The 14,512-nt window shown below is 59.5% G+C and carries 14 protein-coding genes; 1 reads left to right on the forward strand and 13 read right to left on the reverse strand.

The genetic code is table 11. The features are described from left to right. Nucleotides 1-308: 308 nt before the first annotated feature. The 13 genes from FS777_RS19060 to hmpA form a co-directional block, all read right to left on the reverse strand. Nucleotides 309-689 (reverse strand): lysozyme inhibitor LprI family protein, encoded by a 381-nt coding sequence (locus FS777_RS19060; RefSeq protein WP_058639711.1) that lies wholly within the window; start codon nucleotides 687-689, stop codon nucleotides 309-311. An 18-nt stretch (nucleotides 690-707) separates the two neighbouring features. Continuing rightward, nucleotides 708-1,247, reverse strand: coding sequence for a hypothetical protein (locus FS777_RS19065; protein WP_058639710.1), 540 nt, complete (start codon nucleotides 1,245-1,247; stop codon nucleotides 708-710). Nucleotides 1,248-1,326: 79 nt separating this feature from the next. Beyond that, nucleotides 1,327-1,890: a GNAT family N-acetyltransferase gene (locus tag FS777_RS19070; RefSeq protein WP_058639709.1), complete on the reverse strand. Its 564-nt coding sequence runs from the start codon at nucleotides 1,888-1,890 to the stop codon at nucleotides 1,327-1,329. 131 nt (nucleotides 1,891-2,021) lie between these two features. Next, nucleotides 2,022-2,405, reverse strand: coding sequence for a YkgJ family cysteine cluster protein (locus tag FS777_RS19075; RefSeq protein ID WP_058606019.1), 384 nt, complete (start codon nucleotides 2,403-2,405; stop codon nucleotides 2,022-2,024). Between the two features lie 146 nt (nucleotides 2,406-2,551). Next, nucleotides 2,552-3,679 (reverse strand): hypothetical protein, encoded by a 1,128-nt coding sequence (locus tag FS777_RS19080; RefSeq protein ID WP_145257142.1) that lies wholly within the window; start codon nucleotides 3,677-3,679, stop codon nucleotides 2,552-2,554. A 128-nt stretch (nucleotides 3,680-3,807) separates the two neighbouring features. Then, the gene (gene alaC, locus FS777_RS19085) at nucleotides 3,808-5,016 is read right to left on the reverse strand and encodes an alanine transaminase (RefSeq protein WP_058639707.1); all 1,209 of its coding nucleotides are present in this window, start codon (nucleotides 5,014-5,016) and stop codon (nucleotides 3,808-3,810) included. Between the two features lie 293 nt (nucleotides 5,017-5,309). After that, nucleotides 5,310-6,197, reverse strand: a complete 888-nt coding sequence (cyoE, locus tag FS777_RS19090; RefSeq protein ID WP_058606016.1) for a heme o synthase — start codon at nucleotides 6,195-6,197, stop codon at nucleotides 5,310-5,312. An 11-nt stretch (nucleotides 6,198-6,208) separates the two neighbouring features. Then, nucleotides 6,209-6,541, reverse strand: coding sequence for a cytochrome o ubiquinol oxidase subunit IV (gene cyoD, locus FS777_RS19095; RefSeq protein ID WP_058606015.1), 333 nt, complete (start codon nucleotides 6,539-6,541; stop codon nucleotides 6,209-6,211). Further along, nucleotides 6,541-7,161, reverse strand: a complete 621-nt coding sequence (cyoC, locus tag FS777_RS19100) for a cytochrome o ubiquinol oxidase subunit III (RefSeq protein WP_058606014.1) — start codon at nucleotides 7,159-7,161, stop codon at nucleotides 6,541-6,543. The genes cyoD and cyoC overlap by 1 nt, the downstream gene beginning before the upstream one ends. Nucleotides 7,162-7,164: 3 nt before the next feature. Further along, nucleotides 7,165-9,183 carry a cytochrome o ubiquinol oxidase subunit I gene (gene cyoB / locus FS777_RS19105; RefSeq protein WP_058639706.1) on the reverse strand — a complete coding sequence of 673 codons (2,019 nt, stop codon included), beginning with the start codon at nucleotides 9,181-9,183 and terminating at the stop codon, nucleotides 7,165-7,167. A gap of 3 nt (nucleotides 9,184-9,186) precedes the next feature. Beyond that, entirely contained in the window at nucleotides 9,187-10,131 is a 945-nt protein-coding gene (cyoA, locus tag FS777_RS19110; RefSeq protein ID WP_058606012.1) for a ubiquinol oxidase subunit II, read from the reverse strand. 555 nt (nucleotides 10,132-10,686) lie between these two features. Continuing rightward, nucleotides 10,687-11,193: a disulfide bond formation protein B gene (locus tag FS777_RS19120; protein WP_058639705.1), complete on the reverse strand. Its 507-nt coding sequence runs from the start codon at nucleotides 11,191-11,193 to the stop codon at nucleotides 10,687-10,689. A 381-nt stretch (nucleotides 11,194-11,574) separates the two neighbouring features. Beyond that, nucleotides 11,575-12,753, reverse strand: a complete 1,179-nt coding sequence (gene hmpA / locus FS777_RS19125; protein ID WP_145257198.1) for an NO-inducible flavohemoprotein — start codon at nucleotides 12,751-12,753, stop codon at nucleotides 11,575-11,577. Nucleotides 12,754-12,907: 154 nt separating this feature from the next. On the opposite strand from hmpA, the gene norR reads away from it, so the two are divergent. Beyond that, nucleotides 12,908-14,461: a nitric oxide reductase transcriptional regulator NorR gene (gene norR / locus FS777_RS19130; RefSeq protein WP_145257145.1), complete on the forward strand. Its 1,554-nt coding sequence runs from the start codon at nucleotides 12,908-12,910 to the stop codon at nucleotides 14,459-14,461. The last annotated feature ends 51 nt before the right edge of the window (nucleotides 14,462-14,512 follow it).

The raw sequence follows: 14,512 nt of genomic DNA on the forward strand, positions 1-14,512 counted from the left end.
GACAGGCATCCATGCCTGTCACCTCCCTCCGCAAGCCCTGCGCTCGGCCTCCTGAAGTCGCGATCTGCGGCGCCTGAGCTACCGCGCGCTTAGAAGCAACAGCAACTGCAACTGCAATATATAAACTCAATAGATGAGTTGACGCTTGCAAATCCTTTGAATACTAACAGTTCTATGTATGAGCGGCCTTGCGCCGCGATGGGCCGCGCAGCGGCCCCAGTCATTAGCGCACTGCCTCAACGCTTGGAGCCGCTGCACGTTTATCCTACAGAAGACATATACCGTGGCAAGTTTAGAATTCATCACCGCTACGGTTCCATAACCCGCTCAAGCTCCGCTGCCCGCTCTCGGGTCATGTCCATCAGGCAGGTCCCACCCTCCAGCTGCGCCATGGTGCCGCCGCTGGCCTTGCGGTGAAACTGGCAGTTGCCATCCCGATAGACCAGCCATTTGCGCTGCACATCACGCAGGCTCTTTTGCTGATCCGCCGCCAGTTTACCCATCAGCTGCTTGTAGACGCGGTTCAGGCGTTGATCCTGTACCTGCGTCTCAGCCTTGAGGCATTCACCCATGGCCAGGGTACTGGAGGCACCCTCCATACAGCGGGTATAGGCTGGAGAAGGTTCGGCGGCGATCGCCAGCGTCGTGCAGCACGCCAATGCCAGCCCCGCCAGGTAGTGCTTGATCATGCAAACTCTCCTTGAGTGTCAAAGCGTCTGAGGCTGCTCCGGCGGCATCAATACCCTGCTCGGCTCGAAGCGCAACGACGGCATCTGCGTGGCGGCATACAACGTCACCGCCAATGCCGCAATCAGGGTAACGTCCGCCCAATTCCACCCAGGCATATCAGCGGCCTGGCGCGCTTTCAAACAGTACCAGCCCTGACCAAGGCAAAATACCAGCATGGCTGCCACCCACACATAGAACCCTGCCGCCAAACCTGTCAGGTCGTGAAACTCATAACTCTGATTGTCCGGCAGGCGGTCGATACCCAAACTGGTTGCCGCCAGATACAGAGCACAAAGCCCTAGCAGCAGGGCCAAGCGGCGAAAGCGCCGATGCGCCAGAATGGCCAGGGCGAGCAACGGATTGGCGAACCACTGGTTCAGCCCGAAGGGTACCCCCCAAGGCCCGTACAGCAACATCTGCAGGGCGGGCATGTGGTGGCCATCGCTCATCGAGGCGCCATCGAAGCACAGAGCGACCAAGTACAGCAGGAGCGTGATACTGAGATAAAAAGCGGGCAAAGGACACCTGGGAGGACGGTACAGGGGATGACCATAACCCATGTCATCCCCCGCTTCCAAACTGGGTGTTCGCAGTCTTTCAAGCCACCGGCGGTTCGAGCAGCAGCCCGTAGATGCCCGAGTCGGATAGCTCACCGCCTACGCACCAGCGCGCCCGCAGGGTGCCCTCCAACACAAACCCCTGGCGCTCCAACGTACGCGCCGAGCCTTGGTTGCGAGGGTCGATCTCGCCTTCCAGGCGGCGCATGTGCAGGGTGTTGGCGATGTAGTCGATAAAGCACGTCAATGCTTCATCCATATACCCCCTTCCCTGCACGGCGCTGGCCAGGCAATAGCCGATCTCACCTCGCCGGGAGGTGTCGTCGATGTTGAACAGTTGAACCATGCCAATCAGCTCGCCGTTGTCCCGGCGATACATCCCAAGCTTGAGTTGCTCTCCATTGGCATACGCCTCACGGTCAGCTGCCAGTGCGCTCTGGGCTTCAGCCAGACTCTGCCAGGGCGCGTGGTGCCAGTACCGCATGACTTCCGGGTCGGCCATGATCGCCAACCACATTGCCGCATCTGCGTGGCGCATGGGGCGCAGGTAAAGGCGCGGGCTATCGAGACACAGATCACTCGGGAAACTTCGGGGTGGGGTCACGCCGGCTCACCTGTCCATTGCTGGGTAAGATGACAGTTTAGCGTCATGCGCGGCCTTCAGGCATTGCAAAACTCCACGGCGGTGCAAAGTCGACAGTTAGGACGCTAATAAGCGAACCTCTACATGCCGACTTAGGCGACCTCAGCCCCATCATCGGGCCAATGGGGCTCATTGGCCCCAGGCGGAGTCAATGGCGGTAGACCGTAGGCAGCCCGGGCGGTATCACAGCGTGGGTTGTGTACGCCCCCTTCCCACGACGCCTCGAACTCGCGGCAGGTGCTGGAACGGTTGGCGTAGATGGCGCAGGCAACGCCTTGCCCCACCTCGCCCTGCAGGCTGGTACAACGGCAGGGCTTGGCGTCGGTGCCAATCATGGCCACCCGAGACGGACTCACCTGCACCACCAGATCGTCAGGCACCACACCGCCGGAGGACTGGCATTCACCCCAGAAGAAGGACACACGGAAATACCCGCAGCAAGCGCCGCAGTCAAGACAAGGGTTATATTCGGACATGATTGCACGGAAGGAAGGTGGTTGAGATCGGGGCCGGCCCGAGCAGCCATTCTCGGGCCAAGCGGGGGTGATTGAATAGAGGGGCAGAAAAAAATAACTGCAGGCGATTGACTGTCACCAGACACCCTCTCCCCCCTCGGGTCAAGTTAGCGCAACGCTTTATAGGTATCCCCATCGCACTGCGTCAGGCCAAGACCTGCAGCTGGGCAATAGGGATCGCCGCGGACATGGCTGAAGGTCGTTTGCCGGGTGCCTTGATGTAACAGCCTGTCGTCACGGCTACCTTCGGTCACGACTGTGTAGGACTTGCGACGCATTGCTTGGTACTGGTCTTCACAGTCCGCCATTGCCTTGTGATAGCCCATCACTTGTCCGTCACTCAAGTCCAGGCACTTGGCCAATTCGACACCCCAGCGCCTGAGGCACACTTCGGCATAGTGCCTGACCACCAAGCCCGGCTCGACCAGCACTTGGCCGCTGCCAGCACCGTCTACCGACGCGTTCCCCACCAGCGTCGCATGCCGACCCGGCATGGGAAACACGCCTATCCGCGTACCGGGCTGCACGTCTGGCACCACACAGGCGAACCCTTTGGAGCGTTCGTCACGGGAGTAGAACCCTACGTACTCACGCACATTGGCCGACAGCATCACGCGCTCTGGCTGCACATTGCCAATGCCTGGAACCGGGTCAATGGTAAAAATATTGACCGGGACATCGCACAGCTCAGGGTCCTTGGCCATGGCATTGGCCAGCATGTGGCAGCTGATGCCGCCGCGGCTCCAGCCGACCAGGTTGACCTGTGTAGGCACAAGCGGCTTACGAAACAGATGAATGATGCGTTCCTGTAGCGCCTGCGGCGTGGGTTGGCGGTCACCGTAGTCATAGGTTCTCCAGAACCACGAAGCGGTCGAAGCCACTTCCGGCACAGGGACGCCGGCATCTTTGAGCCGCCTATATTCGGCCTCGCTCAGTTTGGTGCGCTGCCAGCGGCTTTCGCCTTTGATGATCTGAAGCACATGGCTGACGTTTTCTTCCCAGCCGCGGCCAAACAACTGCCCTGTCCAGTTGTAATAACCGCCGGGATCGACGAACAGGCTGTCGTCCTGAAGATTACCGCTGCCCGGACCGTCGACAGCGACCCAGTGGGCAAACTCGCGGCCCTGGTCATGGCTGGCCAGGGTCGAAACCAGTTCGCCATTCCAGAAATTGGTGTTGGTGTCGTCGAAGCGATGGGAACCTGTCCCACAGAAATAGGCGGTAAAAACACTCATGTCACTATCGTCGTGAAAGAAATGAGTGCCGAAATTAACCAGTTCGCGAGACAGGGAACATACGGAAGTCCGCCCCGCCAGTGAGCGCAGCGCTGCCGCCGGAAAAACCAGCGGCAGGCCGTCGAGGGCTACTTGCGCGCCAGCCCGTCAGCCCGAAACATCTGGCGAATCCCGCGAATGGCCTGACGGATCCGATCCTGGTTTTCGATCAGGGCGAACCGTACATGGTCGTCACCATAGTCGCCAAAGCCGATACCTGGCGAAACACACACCTTGGCCTCGGCGAGGAGTTTCTTGGAAAACTCGAGCGAACCCAGGTGTGCATACTCAGGCGGGATCTTGGCCCAGACGTACATGGACGCCTTGGGGTTCTCGACCATCCAGCCCAACTCGTGCAAGCCCTTGACCAGCAAATTGCGACGCTGACGGTACTGCTCGGCAATATCCCGTACGCACTGCTGATCCCCTTCCAGCGCTGCGATGGCAGCCACCTGCAAAGGCGTGAAAGTACCGTAATCGTGGTAACTCTTGATGCGCGCCAGGGCGTTGACCAGTTCGGGGTTACCGACCATGAAGCCGATCCGCCAGCCGGCCATGTTGTAGCTTTTAGACAAGGTGAAGAACTCCACCGCAATGTCCTTGGCGCCAGGCACCTGCATGATAGACGGCGCTTTCCAGCCGTCGTACACGATGTCGGCATACGCCAGGTCGTGCACCACCAGCACGCCATATTGCTTGGCCAATGCCACCACGCGCTCGAAGAAGTCCAGCTCCACGCACTGGGCGGTCGGGTTGGACGGGAAGCCGAGAATCATCATCTTGGGCTTGGGGATGGACTCGCGAATGGCCCGCTCAAGCTCGTTGAAGAAGTCCACGCCCGGCACAAGCGGAACAGAACGCACCTGGGCTCCGGCGATCACAGCGCCGTAGATATGAATTGGGTAGCTGGGGTTGGGCACCAGTACCGTATCGCCTTGATCCAGGGTGGCCAGCATCAGGTGTGCCAGGCCCTCTTTCGAGCCAATGGTGACGATAGCCTCTTCTTCAGGGTCTATGTCGACCTCGTAGCGCTCCTTGTACCAGTTCGAGATGGCGCGACGCAGGCGTGGGATGCCGCGGGATGTGGAATAGCCATGGGTATCCTCGCGCTGAGCGACCTGCACCAGCTTCTCGACGATATGCGGCGGCGTGGCGCCATCGGGGTTACCCATGCTCAGGTCGATGATGTCCTCGCCACGGCGGCGGGCAGCCATCTTGAGCTCGGCAGTGATGTTGAAGACGTAGGGCGGGAGACGATCGATGCGCGCAAAGCGGCGCGGCAAACTTGGATTAGCCATGGTTTCCTCTGAAAACGTAAGCGCCCGGAACCGTCCGAGCGACGCTGGCCGCATGGGGCGGCCTGATTCAGAAGATAATGCCGATAGAGACGGCTTGTAAAGGGTAATTTACTGTTTTTTTGGATTTATTCAGGTGCATTTTTTGCCAGCTGAACACGGATAACCGCATGCTGGTAAGCCAAAAACGAAAACTTGTGTACCGGGCACGTCACCTGACTTACCAGCGACAGGCCCCGCATAGGCAAAAAAAAACCCGGCACACAGGCCGGGGTTTTCGTGAAGCAGGCGTGGTTTCAGCGTGCGTAGGTCATCAGCACGTCAGCAGCCGTCTGGCTGTCCACACCCATCATCAGGCTCAAGGCCATGACGGTAAGGATGGAAAAGCCAAACACTTTGCGTGCCCACTTGCTGTCATCTTCGGCCTTGTAGCCACCCCATGCCATGTACAGCCAGTAAAGGCCCATGGCAGCTGCCACGGCCATGTAGCCGAGGCCGGCGTAACCGCCGAGGGTGAGCATCAAGGTCGCAAGCACGAATGCCAGCACATACAGCACGATCTGTTTTTTCGCAGCCAGGATGCCGCGCGCCACCGGCAATACCGGAATGTTTGCGGCACTGTAGTCCTTGAAGCGGAAGATGGCGATGGCAAAGCTGTGCGGCATCTGCCAAAGGCTGAACATCACCAGCAGGGTCACAGCCGCCAGGTCGAAGTTATTGCTGACAGCGCAATAGCCAATGACAGGCGGCATGGCACCGGACAGGCTGCCGACCAAGGTGCCGTGCACCGATTTACGCTTGAGCCACAGGCTGTAGAAGCCCACATAGACCACGAAGCCGATCAGTGCGCAGTACGCGGACAAGGGGTTGGCCTGGACGTAGAGCAAGCTGAAACCCGCCACCCCAAGCAGGGTGGCATAGATCAGCGCGAGGGGCAGTGACATGCCACCCTGTACCATCACGCGGTTCTTGGTGCGCTCCATTTTCTGGTCGATGTCGCGGTCGATGCAGTTGTTGAATGCACAACCGGACGCCACCACCAGGGAAGTACCAACGACCACTGCCAGCAGCAGGGCGAAGTCCACATGGCCCTTCGCGGCAAGGAAGAAACCGCCTGCCACGGAAAGCACGTTACCGAAAATGATCCCCGGTTTGGTGATTTGGATAAAGTGCTTAACGGACATGCAGTCTTACCTCACTTGGCCAGCATTTCGGCGTGGATGCTGAACATGATCCACAGCGACAGGCCAACCAGCAGCGCGATCACCATGACGGTGAACAGGAACGTCGATACGTTGTTGCGTTGCCCTTTCGAGCGGTCCATGTGCAGGAAGTACACCAGGTGTACCACCACCTGGATCACGGCCATGGCCACAACGACCAGAACGGTCAGGTTCTTCGGCAGGCTTGGGAACATCACCAGGCCGAACGGGATCGCGGTCAGGATGATCGACAGGACGAAACCGATCATGTACGACTTGACGCTGCCGTGGCTGCCTTCGTGATGAGTGTCGTGTGCGTTAGCCATTACAGAACCCCCAGCAGGTAGACGACGGTGAATACGCAGATCCAGACCACGTCCAGGAAGTGCCAGAACAGGCTCAGGCAGCTCATGCGGGTCTTGGCGGTCGGCGTGATGCCGTGCTTGTTGATCTGGTACATCATGATTGCCATCCAGATCAGACCAGCCGTCACGTGCAGACCGTGGGTGCCCACCAGGGCGAAGAAGCCCGACAGGAAGCCACTGCGGTTCGGGCCGAAGCCTTCGCCGATCAGGTGATGGAACTCGTAGATTTCCATCGCGATGAAGCCTGCACCGAACAGGAAGGTCACAGCCAACCAGCCCAGGACGCCTGCCTTGTTACCGGCGAACATCTTCAGCATGGCGAAGCCGAAGGTGATCGAGGACAGCAGCAGGAACAACGTTTCAACAGCTACGAAATCGAGCTGGAAGATGTCATGACCCGACGGGCCGCCGGCAAAACTGCCGGACAGCACCGCGTAGGTGGCGAAGAGCGACGCAAACAGGATGCAGTCGGTCATCAGGTACAGCCAGAAGCCCAGTACGGTCATCTGGCCCGAGTCGTGGTGGTGATCGTCGTGCCCATGGTCGTGACCATGAGCACCGTGCATTACTTGACTGGACATTGATTACACCCGCTCAAACGATTCGACACGTGCACCGGCAGGCAGAGCACCTGCATTGGCCAACGCTTTCATGCGCTCGCCTTCGATGCGCGCCACTTCTTCGGCCGGAACCATGTAGCCCTGGTCGTCACGCGCAGCGTGGCGAACGAAGACAGCGATGGTTGCAACCAGGCTTGCGCCGACCAGCCACCAGATGTGCCAGATGAAAGCGAAGCCGAAGATGGTCAGGAACAGACCCATGAACAAACCGGTAGAGGTATTGCTCGGCATGTGGATCGCTTCGTACTTGCCCGGCACCTTGTAGGCAACACCGGCTTCCTTGGCTTCGTGCCAGGCATCCAGGCCAACCTTCTCAGGCATGTGGGCGAAGTTGTAGAACGGAGGTGGCGAGGAAGTCGACCATTCCAGGGTACGGCCGCCCCATGGGTCGCCGGTCACGTCCAGGTTCTGGTGACGATCGCGAACCGATACGAACAGCTGGATCAGCTGGCAGGCGATACCGAACAGGATCAGCACGGCACCAACCACGGCAACGTACAGGTAGGGTTCCCACAGTGGGTTGTCCGAGTGGTTCAGACGACGGGTCATACCCATGAAGCCCAGTGCGTACAGCGGCATGAACGCCACGTAGAAGCCCGAGATCCAGAACCAGAAGGCAGCCTTGCCCCACTTCTCGTTCAGGGTGAAACCGAAGGCTTTCGGGAACCAGTAGGCGAAGCCGGCGATATAGCCGAATACCGCACCACCGATGATCACGTTATGGAAGTGGGCGATCACGAACAGGCTATTGTGCAGCACGAAGTCAGCACCCGGTACAGCCAGCAGAACGCCGGTCATGCCACCGATGGAGAAGGTGATCATGAAGCCCAGGGTCCAGAGGATCGGCGCGGTGAAGCGCAGACGGCCCTGGTAGATGGTGAACAGCCAGTTGAACAGCTTCACACCCGTCGGGATGGAGATCAGCATCGTCGCCAGGCCGAAGAAGGTGTTGACGCTGGCGCCGGCACCCATGGTGAAGAAGTGGTGCAGCCAAACCGCAAAGCCCAGAACAGCGATCGCACCCGATGCGTAGATCATCGCGTGGTGGCCGAACAGACGCTTGCCGGCGAAGGTGGAGGTGACTTCCGAGAACACGCCGAAGGCCGGCAGGATCAGGATGTAAACCTCAGGGTGACCCCACGCCCAGAACAGGTTGACGTACATCATCGGGTTCCCACCAAGCTCGTTGGTGAAGATATGGAAGTCCAGATAACGGTCAACGGTCAGCAGTGCCAGTGCAGCGGTCAGGATCGGGAACGAAGCCACGATCAGGACGTTTGCCCAGGTGCAGGTCCAGGTGAAGATAGGCATGTCCATCAGCTTCATGCCAGGTGCGCGCATCTTCATCACGGTGACGAGGAAGTTCACGCCTGTCAGTGTCGTACCCAATCCTGAGAGCTGTAGCGCCCAGATGTAGTAGTCGACACCCACGCCCGGACTGTACTGAATGCCCGCGAGCGGCGGATAGGCAACCCAACCGGTCTTGGCGAATTCACCAACGCCCAGCGAGATGTTCACCAGCAGCACGCCTGCCAGCAGCAGGTAGAAGCTCAGGGAGTTCAGGAACGGGAAGGCCACGTCACGTGCACCGATCTGCAGAGGAACCGCAAGGTTCATCAGGCCGGTGAAGAATGGCATCGCCATGAAGATGATCATGATCACACCGTGGGCGGTGAAGATCTGGTCATAGTGTTCAGGCGGCAGGTAGCCTTCGGAACCACCGGTGGCAACAGCCAGCTGGGTCCGCATCATGATGGCGTCGGCAAAGCCGCGCAGCAGCATGACCATCGCGACGATGATGTACATCACCCCGATTTTCTTGTGGTCGACGGTCGTCAACCACTCGGTCCACAAGTAGGACCACTTGCGGAAGTAGGTGATTGCACCAACGACAGCGATACCACCGAGCGCGATTATGGCGAGTGTCACCATGACTATCGGCTCGTGATAGGGTATCGCCTCCAGGCTTAATTTACCGAACATCTCTTACTCCTCTGCACCGGCAGCTGGTTGCATACTCGATTCCACACCCTTGGTAGTGGCCAGGTCTTTGCTGCCAGCTTCTTCGTGGCTCGAACGACCGCGGTTCATGCCTTCGTACTTGTCGACGATCAGCTGGAACTGGTCAGGCGAGGCCTCGCTATACAGCGTGACTGGGTTGTTTTCGCTTGGTTTGGCCAAGGCTTCGTATTCGGCCTTGTCCAGCTTCTTCGGCGACTGCTTGACTTCGGCGACCCACTTCTCGAAGTCTTCCTGGGACGTGGCAGTAGCCTTGAATTTCATGCCGGTGAAGCCAGCACCGCTGTAGTTGGCGCTGATACCGTCAAACACGCCGTTTTCGTTGGCGATCAGGTGCAGCTTGGTGGTCATGCCCGCCATGGCATAGATCTGGCCACCCAGGCCCGGGATGAAGAACGAGTTCATCACGGCGTCGGAAGTGACGCGGAAGTTGACCGGGGTATTGGCCGGGAAGACGATCTTGTTGACCGTGGCGATACCTTGTTCCGGGTAGATGAACAGCCACTTCCAGTCTAGCGCGACGACGTCGATCTGCACGGGCTTCACGTCGGAATCCAGAGGACGGTACGGGTCGAGCTTGTGGGTGGACTTGTAGGTCACGTAACCCAGCACGATGATGATCAGGATCGGGATGATCCACACCGCAGCCTCGATCTTGGTCGAGTGCGACCAGTCCGGGGTGTAGGTGGCTGCCTTGTTGGAAGCGCGATACTTCCAGGCGAACACCACGGTCATGATGATGACTGGCACGACGACCAGCAGCATCAGGCCGATTGCGATCAGGATCAGGTTCTTTTGCTCAATGCCGACCTGTCCCTTCGGGTCGAGCAGGGTCCAGTTGCACCCACTGAGTAAAAGCATGCCTAAAAAGGGCAATATGCCAAACAGTCTGGGGTAACGCTTTTTACTCATCTCACGACCTCTAGATCAGCTTGCTTCAATGCAATTGGTGTTTGGTAGCCAACACTTCGTCCAACCAAGTGAGGCATTGCGCGCCCGTACCCGCTCCTGCCTGGGCCCGACTGCAGGACCTTGGCTTCAAGCGAGTTAGCGGTGCTTTTGGTTTTGTAGGCAAAGGCCTGTATAGCAGACCAATTCCATTTGGTGCGGAAAACGCGGAGGGGGGTCCGCCCGGTATCGCCGTTGGGCGAAACTTGACGAAGTCAGCAAAAAGGAGCGCTGGGGCTTCCTTCAATCCTGCGACTTGCAAGCAGTGCCGAACGGAAATTGGGGGCGATTGTAGATAGGTCGCCAACCCTTGACTATGACTTATTGAGCAACAGTCCTTTACAGGTTCTGTAACAATAGCGCCGAAAAATTCAACTTCGCGACACTTTGTCGCACCCCTGGCTATAGTCCTGCAACCCGCATCCAGCAAGGGCTACAGCTTGATCTGGATCAATTTACCAGGGGTTTTCGTACCTCGATGAAGCCCGCGAAAACCTTGTCGTATTCAGGGACTTTTGTCTAAGGACGGCGACGGTTGCGGTAGATGCCTAGTGGCACCAGCAACGCCGTCAGGACGAAGGCGATCAACGCCCATTGCGCCAGTGAAAGGCCCAGCACCGGTGGGTAAGGCGTGCTGCAGAAACCGTCCACCTGAAACGCCAGCGGCCAGACCTTGGCCAAGGGCAAGTCATCGACGATGGGCTGCAGCGTATCGATGCCACAACTGACCATGGGGTTGGCGAGTATATACACATGGTTGCCGGCTGCAATGATTCCGCCAATGGCGCTGACCACGACCAGTGCCTCGAAGAAGGTCAGGCTGCGTCGCCCGGGCATGGCTGCGGCCAGGAATGCGAAGACGGCGATGCACAGGAGCGCATAGCGCTGAAGAATGCACAACGGGCATGGCGCCTCGCCCAGCACCACCTGCATGTAAAGGGCGCCACCGATCAGCGAAACGCAGATCAGGCCCAACAGTACCAGAAAGCGCCGTTCCCGATTCAGGCGCGATGTTTGATCATTCATTGCCGGTTCCTTGGATGGATAGTCGCAGCGTAGTCCGCCAGCCTGGCGCAATTCTACACAGACGCCGGTTGCCTGGGCGCTTCGCCTTCATGGATACATATTCCAGGCGACAATGGGGTGTGGCTCTGACCGGGCGTTGGCAGGACGGTTCAACGAGGGGCAGCAAAAAGTGAAGCTACCGGACAGGCCGCAGTTGCCGCCTGCTTCTCGTTCAGCAGGAGTGAATGGCAGCTGGGTTAATGCAGGATTAACGCAGGACTCAAGCATTGCCCTGACGGATTTCGTGAGCACGGCGAGGGGCTGCTTTGCAGCCCCTGATGACGGCCGACCATCGCGTAGCCGTTACGCTTCTTTATATATAGTCACTAGGCGTTAAAACGCTTACACCAGCGCCGCGGCCGGCCCGAAGAACTCGTAGCGGGTCTGCCGCTCGGGTACGCCCAGGGCCAGAAGCTGGCGTTTGACCGCGGCCATGAAGGGCTTCGGCCCGAGGAAGTAGACGTCCACGTCGCGTTCACGAGGGAGCCACTCGCCCAGCAGATGCTGGTCCAGCAAGCCCACGGCATTGGCGTGGGCGGCATCATCCGCTTCGGCGTAGCAGTAGAAACGCTTGAGTTGCGGGTGCTGCGCTGCCTGGGTGTCGAGCCACTCGCGAAACGCATGCACCTGCCCGTTGCGCGCGCAGTGAATGAAGTGCACCGGCCGGCCGGTCGGCAAGGCCGCCTCTAGCATGGCCAGGGTAGGCGTTATGCCCACGCCCCCGCTGATCAGCACCAACGGCTTGTCACTGGCGGCCAGTGTGAAATCACCGGCTGGTGGGAACAAGTGGAGGGTGTCACCTACCATCAGGTGGTCATGCAGGTAGTTGGAGACCGTGCCACCCGATTCGCGTTTGACGCTGATCCGATATTCACCACCGTCGCACAACGCGGAAAGCGAATAGTTGCGACGATGCTCTACACCATCGATCATCAGCCTCAGGCCGATGTACTGCCCAGGTTCGGCCTTGAGCACTGGCTTGCCGTCCACTGGGGTGAAGTAGAAAGAGACGATTTCGCGGCTTTCCTCCACTCGCCGTGCCAGTCGGAACTCGCGGGTCCCTCGCCATCCGCCGTCGGCCTCTTCTTTTTGCTTGTATAGGCTTTCTTCAGCATTGATGAGAATGTCTGCCAACTGGCCGTAGGCTGCGCCCCAGGCGTCGATCACCTCGGCCGTGGCAATGTCCTTGCCCAACACTTCCTCAATGGCCCGCAACAAGCAGCGGCCAACGATCGGGTAATGCTCGGGCAGGATCTGCAACGCCACATGCTTGTTGATGATCTGGCCCACCAGACCGCCCAACTGTTCGAGCTGGTCGATATGACGGGCATACATCAGCACGCCATTGGCCAAGGCACGCGGCTGGTCACCGCTGGCCTGGTGCGCCTGGTTGAACAGTGGACGTACCTCGGGGTACTCGTTGAGCATCATTTGGTAGAAATGAGTGGTCAGTGTCTCGCCGCCGGTTTCCAGCAATGGAACGGTGGCCTTGATGATCGCACGTTGTTCGGCATTGAGCATTGCAGCAACTCCTGAGCCATGGGCTTCGAATGATGCCTGGGTCATTTCACCATTCGTGCCAAGTCCTGGGCCCTGCAAATTCGGGGCCTTCAAGCCCTAGCATGTCGAAATGACACACGATGGCTTATAGTCAATTAGACACACAGGAGTCCCTATGACTGCCAAGCCATTGCTTACCGCCTTGCTGCCACTGGTCAGCGACCTGTCCCGCGACCTGCCCGATCAGGAGCGCTATCGCCGTTTACTGCAAGCCATGCGCAGTCTGCTGCCCTGTGACGCTGCCGCCTTGCTCCGGCTCGATGGCCAATGGCTAGTGCCCTTGGCCGTGGACGGCCTGAGCCCAGATACCGTTGGCCGTCGCTTCAAGGTCAGTGAGCACCCACGTTTTCAGATTCTGTTGAGCAGCCCCTCCCCTACCCGCTTTGCCAGCGACTCCGAGCTGCCGGACCCCTACGATGGCCTGGTCAATACGCCGGACGTGGACCTTGAGGTTCACGACTGCATGGGTTGCCCCTTGATGGTCGATGAGCGCCCGTGGGGGCTGGTCACCCTCGATGCCCTGACGCCCGGCCAGTTTCAGAGCCTGGAGCTCGACGCCTTGCAAGCCTTTGCCAGCCTGGCCGCTGCCACCGTGACCGTGGCCGAGCGGATCGAACGCCTGGCCCTGCGCGCAGAAAACGAGCATCAGCGAGCAGAGGTGTATCGCCAGGCCAGTGGTCAGGACCGAGAGCTGATCGGCCAGAGCCCGGCCCACAAGCGCATGCTGGAGGAAATCCGATTGGTGGGCAGCAGCGACCTCACCGTGCTGATCACCGGCGAGACCGGGGTGGGCAAAGAGTTGGTAGCCCAAGCCCTGCACCAGGCGAGCAGCCGCGCCCACAAGCCGTTGATCAGCCTGAACTGCGCAGCGCTGCCCGACACGCTGGTGGAAAGCGAGCTGTTCGGCCACGTGCGCGGAGCCTTCACCGGCGCCCATGCAGAGCGCCGAGGCAAGTTCGAACTGGCCAATGGGGGCACGCTGTTTCTCGACGAGGTAGGCGAGTTGCCGCTAGCCGTACAAGCCAAGCTGCTGCGCGTGTTGCAAAGCGGGCAGTTGCAGCGGCTGGGCTCGGACCGCGAACACCACGTCGACGTGCGCCTGATCGCCGCCACCAACCGCGATCTGGCCGCCGAGGTGCGCAGCGGGCGATTGCGTGCCGATTTCTACCACCGCCTGAGCGTATATCCCCTGCATGTCCCCCCTCTGCGGGAACGAGCACGCGACGTGCTACTTCTGGCGGGCTACTTCCTCGAACAGAATCGCTCACGCCTGGGCTTGAGCAGCCTACGTCTGGACGCGGACACCCAGGCTGCACTTCTGTCCTACGACTGGCCGGGCAACGTGCGTGAACTGGAGCATCTGATCGGCCGCTCGGCGCTCAAGGCGTTGGGCCGACAAACGGTACGTCCCAGGATTTTGTCCTTGACCGCTGCCGACCTGGATCTTCAGCCACTTGCTTCGCTGCCTGCACAGCTCGCCCCCGCCCATGAAACGGCGGTGCCGGAACTGGGTGCTGGAGGCCTGCGCCAAGCGCTGGACACCTACCAACGCCAGTTGATTCAGGCCTGCCTGGATCAACATCAGGGCAACTGGGCAGCCACCGCAAGAGTGCTCGAACTCGACCGCGCGAACCTCAGCCGCTTGGCCCGGCGGCTGGGCATTCGCTAGGGATGCCTCACAAAAGGATTAACCCAGAAAGCCTCTGGTTGGTCTGAACAC

Source organism: Pseudomonas sp. DE0157 (assembly GCF_007678615.1).
GTDB lineage: Bacteria > Pseudomonadota > Gammaproteobacteria > Pseudomonadales > Pseudomonadaceae > Aquipseudomonas > Aquipseudomonas parafulva_B.

Bases quoted from the DNA above. Each gene is read 5' to 3' on its own strand.
- FS777_RS19075 (WP_058606019.1), bottom strand. From the start codon at position 2,405: ATGTCCGAATATAACCCTTGTCTTGACTGCGGCGCTTGCTGCGGGTAT.
- cyoB (WP_058639706.1), bottom strand. From the start codon at position 9,183: ATGTTCGGTAAATTAAGCCTGGAGGCGATACCCTATCACGAGCCGATA.
- cyoD (WP_058606015.1), bottom strand. From the start codon at position 6,541: ATGGCTAACGCACACGACACTCATCACGAAGGCAGCCACGGCAGCGTC.
- cyoC (WP_058606014.1), bottom strand. From the start codon at position 7,161: ATGTCCAGTCAAGTAATGCACGGTGCTCATGGTCACGACCATGGGCAC.
- cyoA (WP_058606012.1), bottom strand. From the start codon at position 10,131: ATGAGTAAAAAGCGTTACCCCAGACTGTTTGGCATATTGCCCTTTTTA.
- cyoE (WP_058606016.1), bottom strand. From the start codon at position 6,197: ATGTCCGTTAAGCACTTTATCCAAATCACCAAACCGGGGATCATTTTC.
- norR (WP_145257145.1), top strand. From the start codon at position 12,908: ATGACTGCCAAGCCATTGCTTACCGCCTTGCTGCCACTGGTCAGCGAC.
- hmpA (WP_145257198.1), bottom strand. From the start codon at position 12,753: ATGCTCAATGCCGAACAACGTGCGATCATCAAGGCCACCGTTCCATTG.
- alaC (WP_058639707.1), bottom strand. From the start codon at position 5,016: ATGGCTAATCCAAGTTTGCCGCGCCGCTTTGCGCGCATCGATCGTCTC.
- FS777_RS19120 (WP_058639705.1), bottom strand. From the start codon at position 11,193: ATGAATGATCAAACATCGCGCCTGAATCGGGAACGGCGCTTTCTGGTA.
- FS777_RS19080 (WP_145257142.1), bottom strand. From the start codon at position 3,679: ATGAGTGTTTTTACCGCCTATTTCTGTGGGACAGGTTCCCATCGCTTC.
- FS777_RS19060 (WP_058639711.1), bottom strand. From the start codon at position 689: ATGATCAAGCACTACCTGGCGGGGCTGGCATTGGCGTGCTGCACGACG.